Raw genomic sequence first — 18,716 nt, 5'->3', positions numbered from 1 at the left:
TACCTTCTGTTATTACTTTGTACTGCTTAACCTAAGCGTTTTTTAGCAGCCGCCATTAACGCTTCTATTTCATCTGGATCTTTCACGACCATTGACGTTAGATTCTCATTCCCATCTTCAGTGATAAGAATGTCATCTTCAATACGCACACCAATACCGCGGTATTGAGGGGGTACATCTGCATCTGGTGCAATATAGAGCCCCGGCTCAATGGTCAGCACCATGCCCGGTTCCAAAATGCGATCTCTTTCCACACCATAGAAACCAACATCATGCACATCTAAGCCCAACCAATGACTTAAACCATGCATAAAAAATGGATGATACGCTTTGTTTTCGATCAATTGTTCGACATCACCCTGTAAAATGCCTAATTTCACTAAACCTTCCGTTTTGATACGAACAATTTGTCGAGTCACTTCGTGGATGCTGGTTCCTGGGCGATAAAGCGCTAATGCGGTATTGATAGATTCAAGAACGATGTCGTAAATTTCACGCTGCGCTTGGGTAAATTTACCATTCACAGGAAACGTACGAGTAATATCTCCTGCGTACCCTTCTAACTCCGCACCCGCATCAATTAAAACTAAGTCTCCATCCTTCATAGCACATTCATTTTCGGTGTAGTGCAAAATGCAGGCATTTTCGCCGCTACCAACGATAGTGTTATAGGAAGGGAAACGCGCGCCATGGCGAGTGAATTCATATTCAATTTCACCACAGAGTTGATATTCATACATATTTGGACGGCAAGTTTCCATCGCACGAATGTGGGCTAAGGCTGAGATTTCCCCCGCTTTACGCATAACTGCCATTTCTGCATCCGATTTAAACAGACGCATTTCATGCACCATCGGACGCCAATCAATAACAGTTTGAGGGGCTTTCAAATTGCGGCGGCTACCACGGCGTAATACATCCAGCGCACCAAAAACCAATTTATCCGCATACTCAAACTCACCTTGAGCATGATAAACCACATCTAATCCATTCAATAATTGATAGAGTTGATCAACAATCTCATCAAATGGTAGCGCTTTATCTACACCTAATTTTTCAGGTGCCGCATCTTGTCCTAGACGACGACCAAACCAAATTTCTGCGGTTAAATCACGGACGCGGTTGAACAACACGGTATGACTATGTTTCTCATCACTTTTAATTAAAACTAAAACCGCTTCTGGCTCACTAAATCCAGTCAGATACAAAAAATCACTGTGCTGGCGATACGGATATTCGCAATCCGCATTACGTTGTGCTTCAGGTGCTGAGAAAATAATGGCAGCACTTGCAGGCGCCATTTGAGCCAATAATGCATTACGACGAGAAATAAATTCCTGCTTATTCATACCGTTATTGCCTTATTATTTTGGGTTTTAGGTAAATTGCTTATTTGATGATTAGCTAAAAATCAAAGAGCAATCGTCTTATATTAGGTAAAGAGCCCCCTTAACCATAGGCTTCTGATAACCCAGAAAACCGACGGTTAATGGTCATTACCTAGCATTATAGATTAGTGGAGAACGGGCTTGATATTCTCGACTGCGGTTGGTCCATTTTTCGGCTCAACTAATGCGATGTAGCACAGTTGAACGGCGACTCTTACATATTCAACAACTTCTTCTAAGGCTTGCTCAAGCTCTTCTTGGTCTTCTTCTTCATCATAACCAAGCATACCAATGTTACGTAAATCAGTAATAACTTCGCTAATCTCTTTTTTATCAGTAAGTTTAGGTTGAGCAACACCAATGCCCAGTAAGAAGTGATTAACCCAGCCAGCTAACGCATCTGCATGATCAAACACTGAAGCGTCTTCATCAGGAAATAGCATATTAAATGCGAATTCGCTGTCATCTAATGCATCAAATGTGAGGTCATACAGCTCACGTAGCGGCTGAGCTACCGTCTGTGGAAATGCAAGCCCGTCATTTGCCAAATCATGGACGAGAGTTTGCCAACCGTGGTCACGACTTCCTCCACAAATTAATCCGGTAATTAAACCATGGATTTCGGCAGCAGTGAGTGCGATTGAGTGCTGTTGGAGCAAATTGTCCAACGATTCATAGTTAGGTAAAGATTTTTGTATAGACATCTGAATTCGTCATGTTAGCTTGGGATTCGTGATATGCTACCACCAAGGATAGCCGCTAGACCAGTCTGCTTTTTTTGTCTGAGTTATTATTAGTTTATTTTTATTCTAAACTAGTAATATAACGCCAATGCCTATCTATGCATAAGCTATGTGAAAATTAACAACATTTACGCCAAATGTCCCACTTTTATTGGCGAAAAAGATTTTAGTATGGAGGTATCATGTCCGCACAACCCGTTGATATTCAGATTTTTGGGCGCTCTATGCGCGTTAATTGCCCAATAGAACAAAAAGAAGCGCTGTTAGAAGCTGCAAAAGAGTTAGAAGAACGCCTAAAGAATTTAAAAGACAGAAGTGGTGTAACTAACACTGAACAGCTTATTTTCATTGTCGCATTGAACGTCTGTCACGAATTAGCACAAGAAAAGACAAAAACACGCGATTATGCTTATAATATGGAAGAGAAGATAAAGGTATTGCAACAAACGATTGAGCAAGCGTTGCACGATCAGGTGAAAATCACTGAGAGGCAGGTATTGCCCCTAGAGTAATTATGCTTATTAATCAATCACTAGTAAAAAATAAAACTAAAAATTAGGTTGCATTTATACTCTAATTTCGTACAATGAAGTCACTGAGTAACGTAAGTTCTCAAAACAAATTTCTCTGAGATGCGCGTCAGTGGGTGAGTCCCCTGAGCCGATATTTCATACCAAACAGAATGTGGTTTTTGCGCTGGTGAGCATGCCTGATTCGCTCAGGAAGCCTAAAGGTTGCTAAACTGCGTTCACCTTGAACCAAGGGTTCAAGGGTTACAGCCTACAACGGCATCTTGGAGACCTCCCTTTCTTTTCCTGTTGTTTCTGTGTCTTCTGCACAACTTCCCAAATACTCTGCGAAAAACTACCCATTCCTATCGCTTGCGATATACTGTTTGTTATGTTTTTCCGCTGGTTATACAACTTTCTATGAGGGAAGGTATATGGAAATGGTTATGTCAGATGCGCTTTCTTTATCACGTCAGCAAATTCGTCAATCCATTAGGGCAGCCCGTCGGGCACTTTCCCTTGAAGCACAAGATGCTGCGGCACAGCAAATAGTGACTCACTCACTCAATCACCCCAAAATAGCACAAGCAAAAACTATCGCCCTATTTCTATCGTTCGATGGGGAAATTAATACACGCCCATTAATTCAAGCTCTCTGGGAACAAGGGAAACATATTTATCTCCCCGTCATTCATCCATTTAGCCCTAACAACCTCTTATTTTTACGTTACACACCAGAAACTGCACTAGTAAAAAATAAGTTTAATATCGAAGAACCTCCATTGAATGTTTCAGATGTATTACCCATTGAACAGCTCAATATTATGATGATCCCACTCGTGGCATTTGATAGCCAAGGGCAGCGATTAGGAATGGGTGGCGGTTTTTACGATAGAACGTTAGCGAAATGGCAGCAAACTGGCTTTTATCCTATTGGGCTTGCCCATGATTGCCAGCAAGTTGAAAATTTACCAGTAGCACATTGGGATATTCCATTACCTGAAATTATTACCCCTAAAAAAATATGGCGCTGGTAAGCACCAACGCCATATGAGAATAAAAAGCTAAATTTAATTAGAACAACAGGCGAGCGCGAATAGTGCCTGGCAGTGATTTCAATTTCACTAACACTTCATCCGCCTGACCAGGTGATTGCGTCAGCACATCAATAACAACATAACCAACATTACCTGACGTTCTCAGATATTGCCCTACTACGTTGATGTTATTTTCCGTAAATACTTGGTTGATGCTATTCATCATCCCTGGACGGTTTTCATGAATATGCAGTAAGCGGTTGGTATCATCCGTATGGACTGGCAGTGAAACCTCAGGGAAGTTAACCGCAGATAATGTTGAACCATTGTCAGAGTATTTTGCTAGCTTACTCGCCACTTCTAAACCGATATTCTCTTGCGCTTCTTCCGTTGAACCACCGATGTGTGGTGTCAGGATCACGTTGTCGAATTTAATCAACTCAGAGATGAACGGATCATTCGGATCATTATTTGCCGCTGGCTCTGTTGGGAACACATCAACTGCCGCGCCTGATAATTTTTTGCTTTCTAATGCTGCGCTAAGTGCAGGGATATCAACGACCGTACCACGAGAAGCATTGATGAAAATTGCACCTTTTTTCATTTGCTCAAATTGCGTTGCACCAATCATATCCTTGGTACTTGCTGTTTCGGGCACATGCAAACTCACCACATCGCTCATTTTCAGTAGCTCAGGTAATGAGCGAACTTGCGTCGCATTACCTAATGGCAATTTATTTTCAATGTCATAAAAATAAACATCCATACCAATCCCTTCAGCTAAGATCCCTAACTGAGTACCGATATGACCATAACCGACAATACCTAAACGCTTGCCTCGAGCTTCAAAACAGCCTTTCGCTTGTTTTTCCCAAATACCACGGTGCGCCTGCATATTGGCTTCAGGAATACGACGCAATAATAGTAATAGCTGACCTAATACCATTTCCGCCACGGAACGTGTGTTGGAGAATGGTGCGTTAAAGACAGGAATACCGCGTTTTGCTGCCGCATCTAAATCAACTTGGTTAGTCCCAATACAGAAGCAACCCACTGCCACCAGTTTCTCTGCCGATGCAAAGATCTCTTCAGTCAAATGAGTACGGGAACGGATACCGACAAAACGAGCGTCTTTAATTGCTTCTTTTAATTCTTCGTCCGACAGCGCGCTTTTGTGATATTCGATATTGGTGTAACCCGCTGCTTTGAGGTTATCCACAGCACTTTGGTGAACACCTTCAAGCAGTAAAAATTTAATTTTGTCTTTCTGCAAAGATACCTTGACCATTTACCCTACCCTATCGTACTTAATTTATGACAGATGAATTTCGTATGAACTCAAAATAATTCGAGATGCAAGTCATGAAATTAAGGCACTCCAGCCCCTCACATGCACCTTGAAATAAAACGAGAATACCAACATAGCAAAATTCAGCGCAGTAGCAATACAAACGATTGCTTAGACGCTGCTAAAAAGTGTGAAGAAAAAGAAGTTATGTGGTGGAAAATCTAGAGCGGTAACACAAAATAAGCATTTTGCCCACCCAATGGGCATTTGTGTGAGATATATCACCAAAATAACGGATGGTAAAAAAAATTTAAATAATTTTCAGGTTTACCATATTTATAAAAGTCATTAACGCTTTAGCTATCTAGTTAAAAACAAAATAAGCCAGTGAACTTAAAATCCACTGGCTTATCATTAACCACAGAAGATTACAGCTTAATAGTTTTTACACCTTCAGCTGTTCCCATCAATACGACATCAGCACCACGGTTAGCGAATAGTCCCACAGTCACGACGCCAGCAATACCGTTGATTTTGTTTTCTAATGCAACAGGATCGAGGATCTTTAAGTTATGGACATCCAGAATAACGTTACCGTTATCCGTCACCACATTTTCACGGTAAACTGGTTGCCCGCCTAATTTAACCAATTCACGCGCAACATAGCTGCGCGCCATCGGAATGACTTCGACTGGTAGAGGGAAATTACCTAAAACACCCACTAACTTAGATTGGTCAACGATACAGACAAACGTTTTAGCAATAGCAGAAACAATTTTTTCGCGAGTTAATGCGGCACCACCGCCTTTGATCATGTTCATGTTGCCATCTACTTCATCAGCCCCATCAACATAAACATCTAATGAATCTACACTGTTACAGTCAAAAACAGGAATACCCAAGGATTTCAATTTTTGTGTTGATGCTTCAGAGCTAGAAACGGCTCCTTCAATTTGTCCCTTCATTGTTGCCAATGCATCAATAAAGTGGGATGCGGTAGAACCTGTACCTACCCCAACAATCGTGCCTGGCTTAACATATTCTAATGCCGCCCAACCTACTGCTTTTTTCAATTCATCCTGAGTCATGCGAGAGCCTTATACTGGAATATTCAATCATTAAATAGATAGTGAATAGTATATACCGGACATTCTGCAAGTTGCAGTATTGTTATTAGGGATTGTGCACTACTTCTTATGAAAAATACCCTTTAGGAATATTTGCAAGTGTTATCCCTAAAAATATGGCATAGTGATTGGCAGAATAACAAGAAGGAGAGTTTTTGATGAAGCGCCCTGATTATCGCGCCTTGCAAGCACTGGATGCCGTCATTCGTGAACGCGGATTTGAACGAGCAGCACAAAAGTTATGCATCACTCAGTCTGCAGTTTCTCAACGAATCAAACAGTTAGAAAACCTTTTTGGTCAACCTTTGCTTGTGCGTACCGTTCCGCCACATCCGACTGAACAAGGTCAAAAACTGTTGGCATTGCTTCATCAAGTTGAATTACTCGAAGAACAGTGGCTTGGAGATGAAAACAGTGGCTCCACCCCATTATTGCTCTCCTTAGCGGTGAACGCTGACAGTTTAGCAACATGGTTTTTGCCCGCCCTAAACCCTGTTTTAGGCAATACGCCTATCCGTTTGAACATTCAAGTGGAAGATGAAACCCGCACCCAAGAGCGCCTAAGACGCGGGGAAGTGGTTGGGGCTATAAGTATTCAACCTCAAGCCTTGCCAGGTTGTTTAGTCGATAAACTGGGCGCATTAGACTATATTTTCGTCGCCTCACCGGGTTTTGCCGCGAAGTATTTCCCTGATGGGGTAACTCGAGCCTCCTTACTAAAAGCACCCGCGGTGGCATTTGACCATTTGGATGATATGCACCAAGCCTTTGTACAACAAAACTTTGGACTATCACCTGGCAGTGTACCTTGCCATATCGTTAACTCATCAGAGGCCTTTGTACAATTAGCTAAACAGGGGTCAACATGCTGTATGATCCCACACTTGCAAATTGCCAGTGAGTTAGAAAATGGTGAATTAATTGATTTAACACCGGGGCTCTGTCAACGCCGGATGCTCTACTGGCATCGTTTTGCACCGGAAAGTCGCACAATGAAGAAAGTCACTGACGCCCTATTAAAAACAGGACGCCAGATGCTAAAACAAGATGATGAAATCGCCGCTGAGATTAACGTTTAATTTCAAACACCACATCAACTTGATCATTAAAATCGATACTTTGCTGCTCATAGGTCTCATTAACGTTGAGATCTTGAGCAGCCGCTTTCAGTGACCCCGCTTGACCACGCACTGCCATTGGATATGGGACATCAGCTGGAGCATTGTAATTAATGCTATAAATCGGCCCTAACTGTGCATTAAACCCTTTTGCCAGCGCTTCAGCTTGTAACTGAGCATTCTTCATTGCTTGGTCACGGGCTGCATTACGGTATTTCTGAGGATCACTCACCCCAAACTGCACAGAATTAATTTCATTTAATCCTGCTGTCAACGCACCATCAAGTAGAACATTTAGCTGATCCAACTTTTTCACTTTGACATCGACGGTTCTTATCGCCGTATATCCTTTCAGTGTTGGCTTAGACGCTGAACTATAATCATAGTTAGGTTGTGTTCGTACATTTGCAGCATCAATATCCTGCTTTTCAATTCCATTTTTCTTCAGGAATTCAAAGTATTCAGCAACGCGCTTATCAACTGCCGCTTTTGCCGCCGCAGCATCTTTATTCGTAACCTGCACATTAATGCTCAACGTTGCCATATCCGGTGCTACTTTCACCGCCCCACTTGCTGACGTTGAAATATGAGGACCTTCCGGTGCTGCACTAGCCAAAGAGATGCTCGGAACCGCAAGACCTGCCAATACGGCAGCAACAACGATAGATTTCAATTTCACAGAACCTCCCAATGGTGTTTTTCTCTATAATAAAGAGGAAGTTCATCATAAACCTCCTCTGATTAAGATTCACATTATCATATTTACCACAAACTGCGATTCAGAATAATGCTAATTAATATCCTAGCCCGTGCATTGCGAGTTGAAATGCAATAAACCACATCACACAGCCTACAAACAGATTAATAAAACGCTGGGAACGTGGTTTATTCAGTATAGGAGAAAACCACGCCGCTAACATCGCTAATAAAAAAAACCAAACGAATGAAGCCGTTAATGCCCCAGCCGTGAACCATGGGCGCAACTGACTTTCTAATTGACCACCAACACTACCTAATACCACAAAAGTATCTAAATACACATGAGGGTTAAGCCAAGTCACGGCAAACAACGTCACGACCACTTTCCATCGTGTCATCATCTTACGTTCTAATTGCAATACTGCGTCATCTGGCGTCATTACTGTGCGAAATGCCTCATAGCCATACCACACTAAAAATGCGACTCCCGCCCAAGTAATCAGTGCCATTAATAGCTCAGATTGACTTAATAACGCGCTGCCACCAAAAACCCCCGCAATAATTAAAATCGTATCACTTAATGCGCATAATAATGCACTCATCAAATGAAACTGCTTTCGGCTACCTTGTTGTAAAACAAATGCATTTTGTGGACCTAATGGCAATATCATTGCAGCCCCTAAAAGAGCCCCCTGAAAATAAATCGTAAACATGCAAATTTTCCTAATAATTATTCAGATTATCTGCACAGAATAATATCCACGAAAAATCATTAGTGAAAACGATTAACTCTAATAGGGCATAAGAAAGGCTAATACAAATTCATGGAGAGAAATTTGAAATAAGATTACCTATATTCTGGGAATAAAAATGGCGTAGTTTTTTAGTCTACGCCATTTTTCATGGTACACATGATGAGTTATTCAGCAGAAATATTTTTCACACTAGGATTAACTTGATGAAGGTGAACATCCATTTGTGGGAATGGAATTCCAATATTGTGCTGATCTAATGCACGTTTAAAGTTTTCCATTAAATCCCAGTAAACAGGCCACGTATCACCATTCGTGGTCCAAAAACGCACTAAATAATTCAATGAAGATGGCGCCATTTCATTTAAACGGATAGTGACACCTTTATCGTGCAGAATACGTTTATCAGCCGCAACAATGTCACCTAAGACTTTTTTAACCATATCAATATCTGAGTTATAAGCAACGCCCACCATGATATCTTGACGGCGAAGTGGCTCACGGGTCACGTTAATGATGCTGTCCCCAATGATTTTACCATTTGGGATAACAACGATACGGTCATCCGCCGTTTTTAATGTGGTTGAGAAAATTTGTACGCTTTGGACAGTACCGTCAATCGCACCAATCTTCACAAATTCACCCGCTTTTAATGGTCTAAATACCACCAGCAAAACGCCTGCAGCAAAGTTACCTAATGAGTTTTGTAATGCTAAACCAACCGCTAAACCGGCGGCACCCATTACCGCGATGACAGAGGCAGTTTGTACGCCAATTTTGCCCAGCACAGCAATTAAGGTAAATGCCACAATGGTATAGCGAGCAATAGCAGATAAGAATTCGCTAACAGTGGAGTCAATTCCTCTCATTGTCATCACGCGATTCAAACCACGGCTAACCCATTTAGCAATCATCAACCCCACAATTAAAATAACAAGTGCGGAAACGATATTGACGACATACTGGACTAGCAGATCCTGATTTGCCACAAACCAATTCGTTGCATCATTCAATGCGCCTGTAACATCATCAGTATTCATATGTATATCCTTTTCGATCAAATTTAGACTAGGAAAACTCGCTCAATTCAATTAACAATCTCAAAAATCATGAGTAAATAATTGAATAACACGCTTAAAATAATAGCTATAAATCATCAAAATATAAAATTAATCGATAAATAAAATACTTTTTATCGATTTTCGATAACAAATTCACGATAGTCATCTAGCATATCGAAGAAGTCATTGATACCGCAAAAGGCAATGCTTTCATTATCATAGTAACTCATTCCTTCTTCTAACCCATCGGTCTCAAACGCTAACTGATTCGCACGGATCATGACTTCCTCATCATCTAGAATCAGTGTGTATTCGTGACCAATAAACTCCCACTGCTTTTCACTGCCTTTAATCAGTTCATAATTATCTGCGATAGTATCCAGTAAACTGAGGTCGTTTTTAATTTCCTCGTTTAACCAATAACCAATAGCTTCATGATCCATTGAAAATTTTGCGGTAATACTTCCTGTAATATCCTTTAAAAATTGGTAGTCCATATGCAATACCTCACACTTTGCGTCTTTGAATTAAGTATAACGCGAGTCAAGCTGGTTTGCTTAGCGCTATTACGAGCTGTCAGAAGAATATTTCAGTATGGAATTATTGCGCTACACAAATATGCTTATTCAATTAAAATTAACTATACCTCTTCGACTCAGTAATAAGGGCTTCAATGATTAATCGCGTAGACCACCTTGTTTTAACCACCACTAATCTTGATACCTGTCTTGATTTTTACCAGCGTATCTTAAAAATGTCTGTGATCACGTTTGGTGAACAACGTTACGCATTACAGTTTGGTCAGCAAAAAATAAACATTCACCAATATGGAAAAGAGTTTGAACCTAAGGCTCACTTACCCGTGCCAGGGTCACTGGATCTCTGTTTTATTAGTGATATACCGCTTCTCGATGTGCAAAAACATCTTGAACAACAGGATGTAAAAATTATTGAAGGACCTGTACAACGCACTGGCGCTACAGGCAAAATTTTGTCGTTATATCTCCGAGATCCCGATTTAAATTTAATCGAAATTTCTCAATATATTTAGCATCAACCTATTTATCCCTCTGTATTTTTCACGTAGAAATAAAAAACCCCAATAATTGAATTAACAACTATTGGGGTTTAATTAATATAACCGCGATTAATCAATCATTAAACAGCAGTTTGGAAGATCACTCCATCCGCTTTCTCAGTGTACTGATCCAGTCGATCAAAGTTCAGATAACGGTATGTGTCTTCCGCAGTCTCATCGACTTTATTCATAAACTGTTGATACTCAGCAGGTGTTGGCAAGCGACCTAATAGGGAAGCCACTGCGGCTAACTCCGCTGATGCCAAATAAACATTGGCACCTGTACCTAAACGGTTCGGGAAGTTACGCGTAGACGTGGAAACAACGGTTGCGCCATCTGCCACTCGAGCTTGGTTACCCATACACAGTGAACAGCCCGGGACTTCAATACGAGCCCCACTCTTACCAAATACGCTATAGTAACCTTCTTCCGTTAGCTGCGCAGCATCCATCTTCGTTGGTGGCGCAACCCACAGGCGAGTTGGTAATTGACCTTTATGGGAATCCAGCAGTTTACCTGCCGCACGGAAGTGACCGATGTTAGTCATACAAGAACCGATAAATACTTCATCGATTTTTTCATTCTGAACATCAGACAGTAAACGTGCATCATCTGGGTCATTCGGTGCACACAGGATTGGCTCTTTGATCTCATTGAGATCGATTTCAATCACTGCCGCGTATTCTGCATCCGCGTCACCTTCCAGTAACTCAGGGTTAGCAAGCCAGTTTTCCATCCCTTTGATACGACGTTCGATGGTACGGCGGTCGCCGTAACCTTCCGCGATCATCCATTTCAACAGAACGATGTTGGATTGCAGGTATTCAATGATTGGCGCTTTATCCAACTTGATAGTACAACCCGCAGCTGAACGTTCTGCTGACGCATCCGCTAATTCAAATGCTTGCTCAACTTTCAGCTCAGGAAGACCTTCAATTTCCAGAATACGACCAGAGAAAATGTTTTTCTTACCTTTTTTCTCAACAGTCAGTAATCCATCTTTAATCGCATACAGCGGAATAGCATGAACAAGGTCACGTAATGTAATACCCGGTTGCATTTGTCCTTTGAAGCGAACTAATACGGACTCTGGCATATCCAGAGGCATAACACCGGTTGCAGCAGCAAAAGCCACTAAACCAGAACCTGCTGGGAATGAGATACCAATTGGGAAACGGGTATGCGAGTCACCACCAGTACCAACAGTATCTGGCAATAGCATACGGTTTAACCAAGAGTGAATAATACCGTCGCCCGGACGCAGAGAAACCCCACCACGGTTCATAATAAAATCAGGTAGTGTATGGTGTGTTGTCACGTCTACTGGTTTTGGATACGCCGCCGTGTGACAGAATGACTGCATCACTAAATCCGCAGAGAATCCTAAACACGCTAAGTCTTTCAGCTCATCACGAGTCATTGGACCCGTTGTATCTTGTGAACCGACAGACGTCATTTTAGGTTCACAGTATTCACCAGGGCGAATACCTTGACGACCGCATGCGCGACCGACCATTTTTTGTGCTAATGAATAACCACGATTGCTTTGTGCAACAGGTTTTGCAAGACGGAACATATCCGTTGCACCTAAACCTAATGCCTCGCGTGCTTTTGTGGTTAAGCCACGACCGATGATTAGAGGAATACGACCACCAGCACGAACTTCGTCGATTAACACGTCCGTTTTTAATTCGAATGTTTCTAACAATTCGTTAGTTTCGTGATTACGAACTTCACCTTTATATGGATAGATATCAATCACATCTCCCATATTCAGCTTAGATACATCCACTTCAATTGGCAGTGCACCCGCATCTTCCATTGTGTTAAAGAAGATTGGTGCAATTTTTCCGCCCAGCACAACTCCGCCACCACGTTTATTAGGCACGAATGGAATATCATCGCCCATAAACCACAGAACGGAGTTCGTTGCTGATTTACGTGAAGAACCAGTACCGACAACGTCACCCACATAAGCCAGCGGGAAGCCTTTTTTATTCAGTTCTTCGATTTGTTTAATTGGACCTACGTTACCCGCTTCATCAGGAACGATGCCATCGCGTGCGTTTTTCAGCATGGCTAAAGCATGAAGAGGAATATCTGGTCGCGACCATGCATCTGGTGCAGGAGATAAGTCATCCGTGTTGGTTTCACCAGTCACTTTAAAGACCGTCACGGTCATTTTTTCAGCTAATTCAGGACGCTCTTTGAACCAATCTGCATTCGCCCATGATTCAATCACTTGCTTAGCATGCGCATTTCCCGCTTTCGCTTTTTCTTCTACATCATAGAAATTATCGAACATCAGTAGAGTGTGGGAAAGTGCTTTCGCTGCGATGGCTGCCAATTTGGCATCATCAAGAGCTTCGATTAGTGCGTGAATATTGTATCCGCCCTGCATGGTACCTAGCAGTTCAATGGCTTTTTCAGGGGAGATCAGAGGGGAGGATGTTTCGCCTTTTGCGATCGCGGCTAAAAATCCAGCTTTAACGTAAGCTGCTTCATCAACGCCAGGTGGGACACGGTTGGTCAGCAGGTCTAACAAGAAATCTTCTTCACCTTTGGGTGGGTTTTTCAGTAACTCGACTAGTGCAGCTACTTGTGACGCATCTAATGGCTTAGGGACAATCCCTTGAGCGGCACGCTCGGCTACGTGCTTACGGTATTCTTCTAGCACGACGTTCTCCTCGCTTCTTTGTTATTTATATACCCGGCTGTCTGCACCATCCTGAAAAAAATTATCATCCGGTGCCAGGTCAGAGGAATTTGCTCACATAATCTCAATGGCGATAAAATTATGTCCAGCTTCGGGCAATCAGCATAGCAGAATTTAAACGTAATGTTAATTCATTCACAAGAAAGTAACATTCTTCTGCTAACTTAACCCATTAACAAACTTTATAGGGCAATTTTTAAGCTTGAAACATCATAATCCATTATAAACATCCATTAAGACCCTACTTTTTATAATCCATTTCATGGCTGAAAGCACTCTAATTAGTGTCTTTTTTCATCCCTTATCACAAATTATATTTAATAACTCATTTTTACTTATCTGACTAATTGATAAGGCAAATCATTGCGATTGGTTTAAAATTTTTTAATGGATTTTATGGGGTTTATTGGTCTTTTTAGTCCAACCAAATTGCTTAGGGGAAGCAATAAAAAAGAGCCTACGAAAATCTAGGCTCTTTAATTGAAACTTAAATTATTTCAAATAACTGACGGATAAATGAAAACTTAGGAACCCACATATTTTCCAGACTCATCTTTCCACAAAATAGCCGGCATTTCATAAAAATACATATTCAACTCATCATCATCTTCTTCCACTGAATTTTCAGGCCAGTGAACTTCAAGATAATTAACAATTTCTTGGCTATTAGCATTCCAGTATGAAATATTTTTACCTAGTGGATCATCAGGAGAACAAAATTTAATTACTTGATCATCTAATAATTTTTTTATCACATAGAAAAAGATATTTTTATGTTCATAAAAAGATTTATTTGGATTCCAACCAACTATAGAACCAAATAACCCTGATAGCCATAGCCCTTTTGCATCATCAATAATTTCATCAAAATGTAAAATTTTTTCCATTATATGCTCACTTTAAAAATTTTATTTCTACAGGTGCAGTATCTTTAGCAATGCCCCTTGGAATATCAATCGTCCAAGCTTTTCCTGTTTCTCTAGCAGAATTCGAAAAATCACGTAAGTTGAAGCTCCCATTTGGTGTTTTAATAGTATAAATATTTCCTTTTCCTGGAACTACTCTTACTTCGGGCAAAGCTTTATTACCTGTTAACTCAACAAAATACTGCTTTATTTCTTCTTCTGATACCCCACTAAAAATCTTTGCGTTACCTTTGTTTGGGATTTCAATCAAAGATCTATTCCCAATTTGAATACCAGCTCTACTGCTATCATATTCAAACAATTCTTTAATTTCATTTATTCTATTGGATGTATGAGTTTCTTGTTGGTTAAACCTTTCATCATCTGGTTAAAAGCCATTAGGAGTGCCACTTACGCTACCACCTAAGATTCCTAATTCTTCTTTTTCTTCTGCCGTTAAATCGTTCCCAAGATTTGGATTTTTAGCAGCCTTATCCAAATCCGATGCACAAGCAAATCCAAAGGAACATTCAAATGTTTCTGCTAATTTATCACCAATCGCATTCAGTTTATTTTCAATTGCTTGAGCAACACTTGTATCCATTCTTGTTGTTTCATCAAGCGTGGAGCTTCCGCTGTTTACTGGAATTAACGGTGTTGGGATTGTTAAAACACTGCTTTTTTCAATACTAATTTGAATATTTCTTAATTCACTTTCATTAGACTGTATTTCTTTTGTTAATTGAGTATGTCTTTCCTGAGTTGCTAGCAGATAATTTCTTGCTGATAATTCTGCGTTTCTCTCAATAGCATTATAAAAAGGTTTAGGATCAAAAAAGTTTAATTTTGGTATATCTATAGGGCTATCATCAAAGTTATCTGAAAGTAAGCGATCTCTATCTTGTATTGAATTAAATTTAACATTTGCAGTGATATTAAGATCTGGTGATTTAAAAAACCATTGATAATTACATGGGTATTTCTCCGGATCAGTCAAAAACTTCCATTCATAACTTTTTTCTAAATTATTTTTCTCTTCTTTTAGAACTCTTATTTTATTTAAAGATTCCTGATAACTTAATGTTAATTTCTCTTGAGGTGATGGTTCTTGTGGTGATGGTTCTTGTGGTGATGGTTCTTGTGGTGATGGTAATGGTGTGTTTACCGTATCTTCTGATACTATATTTTCTCGATTTACATCCCTATTTCTAGATATCTCCAGATTATAATTATCATTCTCTATAATTCTTGTGATAGTTTTCAAATGGTCATATTGCTCATTTATACTATTATGATTAAAAGCATAATCACCATAAAAAAGATCATCATTCGTTACATCAGTAAAATTAAAAGGGACGGGGTTGGCATAAACAGTCATTGAATCTATATAGAGCATAATTAACATCCTTGTTGTTGTTTAAAAACAGCAAAGAAGTTAAATTTAAAATCTTTTATAGTCAACTAAGTGTAAATATCAAAATTATAACCATTATAATATTTATATAATTAAGAAAATAAGTTAGCTCTGCTTTATTAATTAATAATAAAAAGACCAAAACATTTCTGCTTTGGTCTTCAATTCGCTTATTTCTTGCTAAAAAAGAAAATTATTTTTTCTTTTTCGCTTTCGCGTTTGGTAAGTCAGTGATGCTACCTTCGTAGATCTCTGCAGCCATACCAATTGATTCATACAGTGTTGGGTGAGCATGAATAGTTAATGCTAAATCTTCAGCATCACAACCCATTTCGATTGCCAAACCGATTTCGCCCAGTAATTCACCGCCGTTAACACCAACAACTGCACCACCGATGATACGGTTAGATTGCTTGTCGAAAATCAGCTTAGTCATACCTTCAGAACAGTCAGATGCGATTGCACGACCTGATGCAGCCCATGGGAATGTTGCTGTTTCGTAGCTGATGTTTTTCTCTTTCGCTTCTTTCTCAGTTAAACCAACCCATGCAACTTCTGGCTCAGTATAAGCGATTGATGGAATAACTTTAGGATCGAAGTAGTGTTTCAGACCAGAGATAACTTCTGCTGCAACGTGACCTTCGTGAACACCTTTGTGAGCCAGCATTGGTTGACCAACAATGTCACCGATAGCAAAGATGTGAGGAACGTTAGTACGCATTTGTTTATCAACGTGGATGAAACCACGGTCATCAACTTCAACGCCCGCTTTACCTGCGTCTAAGTTCTTACCGTTAGGTACGCGACCGATAGCCACTAACACAGCGTCATAACGTTGTGGTTCAGCTGGTGCTTTTTTGCCTTCCATTGAAACGTAGATACCATCTTCTTTCGCTTCAACAGCAGTCACTTTAGTTTCTAACAGTAAGTTGAATTTCTTGCTGATTTGCTTAGTGAATACTTTAACCACGTCTTTATCCGCAGCTGGGATAACTTGGTCAAACATTTCAACCACATCAATTTGTGAACCCAGTGCATGGTATACAGTACCCATCTCAAGACCGATGATACCGCCACCCATGACCAGCAGACGTTCAGGAACTTCTTGCAGTTCTAATGCATCTGTTGAATCCCAAATACGTGGATCTTCATGAGGAATAAATGGTAACTGAATTGGACGTGAACCCGCAGCAATAATCGCATTATCAAAATTGATAGTGGTGCTGCCGTTTTCGCCTTCAACAACCAGTGTATTCGCGCCAGTAAATTTACCCAGACCGTTAACTACGTTAACTTTACGGCCTTTCGCCATTCCCGCTAAGCCGCCGGTCAGCTGGTTAATTACTTTTTCTTTCCACAGACGAACTTTGGAAATGTCAGTTTTTGGCTCGCCAAATACAATACCGTGCTCAGCTAATGCTTTAGCTTCTTCGATAACTTTAGCAACGTGCAGTAATGCTTTAGAAGGGATACAACCAACGTTTAAACAAACTCCACCAAGAGTTGAGTAACGTTCTACCAAAACAGTTTCTAAACCTAAGTCAGCGCAACGGAATGCCGCAGAATAACCTGCTGGGCCTGCACCAAGCACAACGACTTGGGCTTTAATTTCAGTACTCATCATGACCTCTTTTTGTTTTGTCCAGCGGGGCCGCCGAATAAACGAATTTTCCACTGGTAAAGTACACACCGCAAGCAGTTTACAGAATTGTTAACATCCTGAAAAGGCTGAATACGTGACGTAACTCCCAACCTTTCGTTGCAACAGCGAAAAACTCTGCCCCAGCCTAAATAAAACAGACCGGCCAATTGACCGGTCTTATTAGTTACATTACCAGACGGCGAATATCGCTCATCAGTTGTCCAACTAAAGTGATGAAGCGCGCACCATCAGCGCCATCAATCACACGGTGGTCAAATGACAGAGACATTGGCAGGATCAAGCGTGGAACGAACTCACTACCATTCCAAACTGGTTTGATAGAAGAGCGAGACAGCCCCATAATTGCCACTTCAGGTGCATTCACGATTGGTGCGAAGCCGGTCGTACCGATACTACCTAAGCTAGAAATAGTGAAACAACCGCCTTGCATGTCTGCTGCGGTCAGTTTACCTGCACGCGCTTTCTTAGACACTTCGCCAAGCTCACGAGATAACTCCATAATGCCTTTTTTGTTCACGTCTTTGAAAACAGGAACCACTAAGCCATTTGGTGTATCAACCGCGATACCGATATTGATATATTTTTTCAGGAACAGACGCTGTGCATCTTCTGAAATAGAGCTGTTGAAGCGTGGCATTTCTTCCAGAGCACGGGCAACCGCTTTCATCACGAAGACTAATGGAGTGATTTTCACATCCAGTTTTTTCTTCTCAGCTTCTTTGTTCTGTTGCTTACGGAACTCTTCAACTTCAGTGGTATCCACTTCTTCCATCAGAGTTACGTGCGGGATCATGACCCAGTTACGGCTCAAGTTAGCGCCAGAAATTTTCTGGATACGACCCAGCTCAACTTCTTCAACTTCACCAAATTTGCTGTAATCAACTTTCGGCCATGGCAGCATCCCCGGTAAACCACCGCCAGCTGCTGCTGGTGCTTCCGCACGCTTGATTGCATCTTTAACGTAAGCTTGAACGTCTTCACGTAAGATACGACCTTTACGACCCGTACCTTTCACTTTCGCTAAGTTCACACCGAATTCGCGCGCTAAACGACGAATAACCGGTGTTGCGTGAATATACGCATCGTTCTCAACAAATTCATTTTTGCTATCAGCAGTTTTAGCTGGAGCAGAGGCTACTGGCGCAGCTGCTGGAGCTGCAACTGGTGCTGAAGCCGGAGCTGCAGTAGGAGCTGGCGCTGCACCCGCAACTTCGAAA

18 protein-coding genes and 1 other RNA gene are annotated in these 18,716 nt (G+C 41.0%); 5 read left to right on the top strand and 14 right to left on the bottom strand.

Going from position 1 to position 18,716, the window contains the following annotated elements; genetic code table 11:
• Positions 1 to 26: 26 nt before the first annotated feature.
• Together pepP and PROVALCAL_RS05010 are read right to left on the bottom strand one after the other, a co-directional pair.
• Positions 27 to 1,349, bottom strand: a complete 1,323-nt coding sequence (gene pepP / locus PROVALCAL_RS05015) for a Xaa-Pro aminopeptidase (RefSeq protein WP_006658039.1) — start codon at positions 1,347 to 1,349, stop codon at positions 27 to 29.
• Between the two features lie 164 nt (positions 1,350 to 1,513).
• A complete protein-coding gene (locus PROVALCAL_RS05010) occupies positions 1,514 to 2,092 on the bottom strand; it encodes a YecA/YgfB family protein (RefSeq protein WP_006658038.1) in 579 nt (192 codons plus the stop codon).
• 221 nt (positions 2,093 to 2,313) lie between these two features.
• Here PROVALCAL_RS05010 and zapA point away from each other — a divergent pair, with 221 nt between their 5' ends.
• The 3 genes from zapA to PROVALCAL_RS05000 all read left to right on the top strand — a co-directional run bounded on the left by zapA (position 2,314) and on the right by PROVALCAL_RS05000 (position 3,677).
• Complete coding sequence (zapA, locus tag PROVALCAL_RS05005; protein ID WP_006658037.1) at positions 2,314 to 2,643, top strand: cell division protein ZapA; 330 nt, start codon at positions 2,314 to 2,316, stop codon at positions 2,641 to 2,643.
• 109 nt (positions 2,644 to 2,752) lie between these two features.
• Positions 2,753 to 2,935, top strand: a non-coding RNA gene (ssrS, locus tag PROVALCAL_RS19225) — 6S RNA.
• A gap of 139 nt (positions 2,936 to 3,074) precedes the next feature.
• A complete protein-coding gene (locus PROVALCAL_RS05000; protein WP_006658036.1) occupies positions 3,075 to 3,677 on the top strand; it encodes a 5-formyltetrahydrofolate cyclo-ligase in 603 nt (200 codons plus the stop codon).
• 37 nt (positions 3,678 to 3,714) lie between these two features.
• Here PROVALCAL_RS05000 and serA read toward each other — a convergent pair whose 3' ends face one another.
• Entirely contained in the window at positions 3,715 to 4,965 is a 1,251-nt protein-coding gene (gene serA, locus PROVALCAL_RS04995; RefSeq protein ID WP_006658035.1) for a phosphoglycerate dehydrogenase, read from the bottom strand.
• A gap of 428 nt (positions 4,966 to 5,393) precedes the next feature.
• Positions 5,394 to 6,053 carry a ribose-5-phosphate isomerase RpiA gene (gene rpiA / locus PROVALCAL_RS04990; protein ID WP_006658033.1) on the bottom strand — a complete coding sequence of 220 codons (660 nt, stop codon included), beginning with the start codon at positions 6,051 to 6,053 and terminating at the stop codon, positions 5,394 to 5,396.
• A gap of 197 nt (positions 6,054 to 6,250) precedes the next feature.
• Here rpiA and PROVALCAL_RS04985 point away from each other — a divergent pair, with 197 nt between their 5' ends.
• Positions 6,251 to 7,171: a LysR family transcriptional regulator ArgP gene (locus tag PROVALCAL_RS04985; protein WP_006658032.1), complete on the top strand. Its 921-nt coding sequence runs from the start codon at positions 6,251 to 6,253 to the stop codon at positions 7,169 to 7,171.
• Here PROVALCAL_RS04985 and PROVALCAL_RS04980 read toward each other — a convergent pair.
• The 4 genes from PROVALCAL_RS04980 to PROVALCAL_RS04965 all read right to left on the bottom strand — a co-directional run bounded on the left by PROVALCAL_RS04980 (position 7,161) and on the right by PROVALCAL_RS04965 (position 10,219).
• The gene (locus tag PROVALCAL_RS04980; RefSeq protein ID WP_006658031.1) at positions 7,161 to 7,889 is read right to left on the bottom strand and encodes an oxidative stress defense protein; all 729 of its coding nucleotides are present in this window, start codon (positions 7,887 to 7,889) and stop codon (positions 7,161 to 7,163) included. The two genes, PROVALCAL_RS04985 and PROVALCAL_RS04980, sit on opposite strands and share 11 nt — an antisense overlap.
• A 115-nt stretch (positions 7,890 to 8,004) precedes the next feature.
• Complete coding sequence (gene argO, locus PROVALCAL_RS04975; protein ID WP_006658030.1) at positions 8,005 to 8,622, bottom strand: arginine exporter ArgO; 618 nt, start codon at positions 8,620 to 8,622, stop codon at positions 8,005 to 8,007.
• A 206-nt stretch (positions 8,623 to 8,828) separates the two neighbouring features.
• A complete protein-coding gene (mscS, locus tag PROVALCAL_RS04970) occupies positions 8,829 to 9,701 on the bottom strand; it encodes a small-conductance mechanosensitive channel MscS (protein WP_006658029.1) in 873 nt (290 codons plus the stop codon).
• 152 nt (positions 9,702 to 9,853) lie between these two features.
• Entirely contained in the window at positions 9,854 to 10,219 is a 366-nt protein-coding gene (locus PROVALCAL_RS04965; RefSeq protein ID WP_006658028.1) for a YacL family protein, read from the bottom strand.
• Positions 10,220 to 10,395: 176 nt separating this feature from the next.
• Between PROVALCAL_RS04965 and PROVALCAL_RS04960 the strand changes: the two genes are divergently transcribed.
• On the top strand, positions 10,396 to 10,773 hold the full coding sequence (locus PROVALCAL_RS04960) for a VOC family protein (RefSeq protein WP_006658027.1): 378 nt from the start codon (positions 10,396 to 10,398) through the stop codon (positions 10,771 to 10,773).
• 107 nt (positions 10,774 to 10,880) lie between these two features.
• Here the strand turns inward: PROVALCAL_RS04960 and acnB are convergent, their stop codons facing one another.
• The 6 genes from acnB to aceF all read right to left on the bottom strand — a co-directional run.
• Positions 10,881 to 13,478 (bottom strand): bifunctional aconitate hydratase 2/2-methylisocitrate dehydratase, encoded by a 2,598-nt coding sequence (gene acnB / locus PROVALCAL_RS04955; RefSeq protein WP_006658026.1) that lies wholly within the window; start codon positions 13,476 to 13,478, stop codon positions 10,881 to 10,883.
• Positions 13,479 to 14,041: 563 nt separating this feature from the next.
• A complete protein-coding gene (locus PROVALCAL_RS04950; protein ID WP_006658025.1) occupies positions 14,042 to 14,404 on the bottom strand; it encodes a hypothetical protein in 363 nt (120 codons plus the stop codon).
• A gap of 7 nt (positions 14,405 to 14,411) precedes the next feature.
• On the bottom strand, positions 14,412 to 14,744 hold the full coding sequence (locus PROVALCAL_RS04945; protein ID WP_006658024.1) for a hypothetical protein: 333 nt from the start codon (positions 14,742 to 14,744) through the stop codon (positions 14,412 to 14,414).
• Between the two features lie 66 nt (positions 14,745 to 14,810).
• Positions 14,811 to 15,818, bottom strand: coding sequence for an adhesin (locus PROVALCAL_RS04940; protein WP_192941390.1), 1,008 nt, complete (start codon positions 15,816 to 15,818; stop codon positions 14,811 to 14,813).
• Between the two features lie 211 nt (positions 15,819 to 16,029).
• Complete coding sequence (lpdA, locus tag PROVALCAL_RS04935; RefSeq protein ID WP_006661171.1) at positions 16,030 to 17,457, bottom strand: dihydrolipoyl dehydrogenase; 1,428 nt, start codon at positions 17,455 to 17,457, stop codon at positions 16,030 to 16,032.
• Between the two features lie 205 nt (positions 17,458 to 17,662).
• A partial coding sequence (gene aceF / locus PROVALCAL_RS04930; RefSeq protein WP_006658021.1) for a dihydrolipoyllysine-residue acetyltransferase occupies positions 17,663 to 18,716 on the bottom strand: 1,054 nt, incomplete at its 5' end.

This window comes from Providencia alcalifaciens DSM 30120 (assembly GCF_000173415.1).
In the GTDB taxonomy this organism is placed as follows: domain Bacteria; phylum Pseudomonadota; class Gammaproteobacteria; order Enterobacterales; family Enterobacteriaceae; genus Providencia; species Providencia alcalifaciens.
Note: the sequence above shows the minus strand (reverse complement) of the source record. Positions and strands in the feature narration are given on the sequence as shown.

What these genes read in the sequence shown, in the direction of transcription:
- pepP (WP_006658039.1), bottom strand. Translation starts at nt 1,349, where the DNA reads ATGAATAAGCAGGAATTTATTTCTCGTCGTAATGCATTATTGGCTCAA.
- PROVALCAL_RS05010 (WP_006658038.1), bottom strand. Translation starts at nt 2,092, where the DNA reads ATGTCTATACAAAAATCTTTACCTAACTATGAATCGTTGGACAATTTG.
- zapA (WP_006658037.1), top strand. Translation starts at nt 2,314, where the DNA reads ATGTCCGCACAACCCGTTGATATTCAGATTTTTGGGCGCTCTATGCGC.
- PROVALCAL_RS05000 (WP_006658036.1), top strand. Translation starts at nt 3,075, where the DNA reads ATGGAAATGGTTATGTCAGATGCGCTTTCTTTATCACGTCAGCAAATT.
- serA (WP_006658035.1), bottom strand. Translation starts at nt 4,965, where the DNA reads ATGGTCAAGGTATCTTTGCAGAAAGACAAAATTAAATTTTTACTGCTT.
- rpiA (WP_006658033.1), bottom strand. Translation starts at nt 6,053, where the DNA reads ATGACTCAGGATGAATTGAAAAAAGCAGTAGGTTGGGCGGCATTAGAA.
- PROVALCAL_RS04985 (WP_006658032.1), top strand. Translation starts at nt 6,251, where the DNA reads ATGAAGCGCCCTGATTATCGCGCCTTGCAAGCACTGGATGCCGTCATT.
- argO (WP_006658030.1), bottom strand. Translation starts at nt 8,622, where the DNA reads ATGTTTACGATTTATTTTCAGGGGGCTCTTTTAGGGGCTGCAATGATA.
- mscS (WP_006658029.1), bottom strand. Translation starts at nt 9,701, where the DNA reads ATGAATACTGATGATGTTACAGGCGCATTGAATGATGCAACGAATTGG.
- PROVALCAL_RS04965 (WP_006658028.1), bottom strand. Translation starts at nt 10,219, where the DNA reads ATGGACTACCAATTTTTAAAGGATATTACAGGAAGTATTACCGCAAAA.
- PROVALCAL_RS04960 (WP_006658027.1), top strand. Translation starts at nt 10,396, where the DNA reads ATGATTAATCGCGTAGACCACCTTGTTTTAACCACCACTAATCTTGAT.
- PROVALCAL_RS04950 (WP_006658025.1), bottom strand. Translation starts at nt 14,404, where the DNA reads ATGGAAAAAATTTTACATTTTGATGAAATTATTGATGATGCAAAAGGG.
- PROVALCAL_RS04940 (WP_192941390.1), bottom strand. Translation starts at nt 15,818, where the DNA reads ATGCTCTATATAGATTCAATGACTGTTTATGCCAACCCCGTCCCTTTT.
- lpdA (WP_006661171.1), bottom strand. Translation starts at nt 17,457, where the DNA reads ATGAGTACTGAAATTAAAGCCCAAGTCGTTGTGCTTGGTGCAGGCCCA.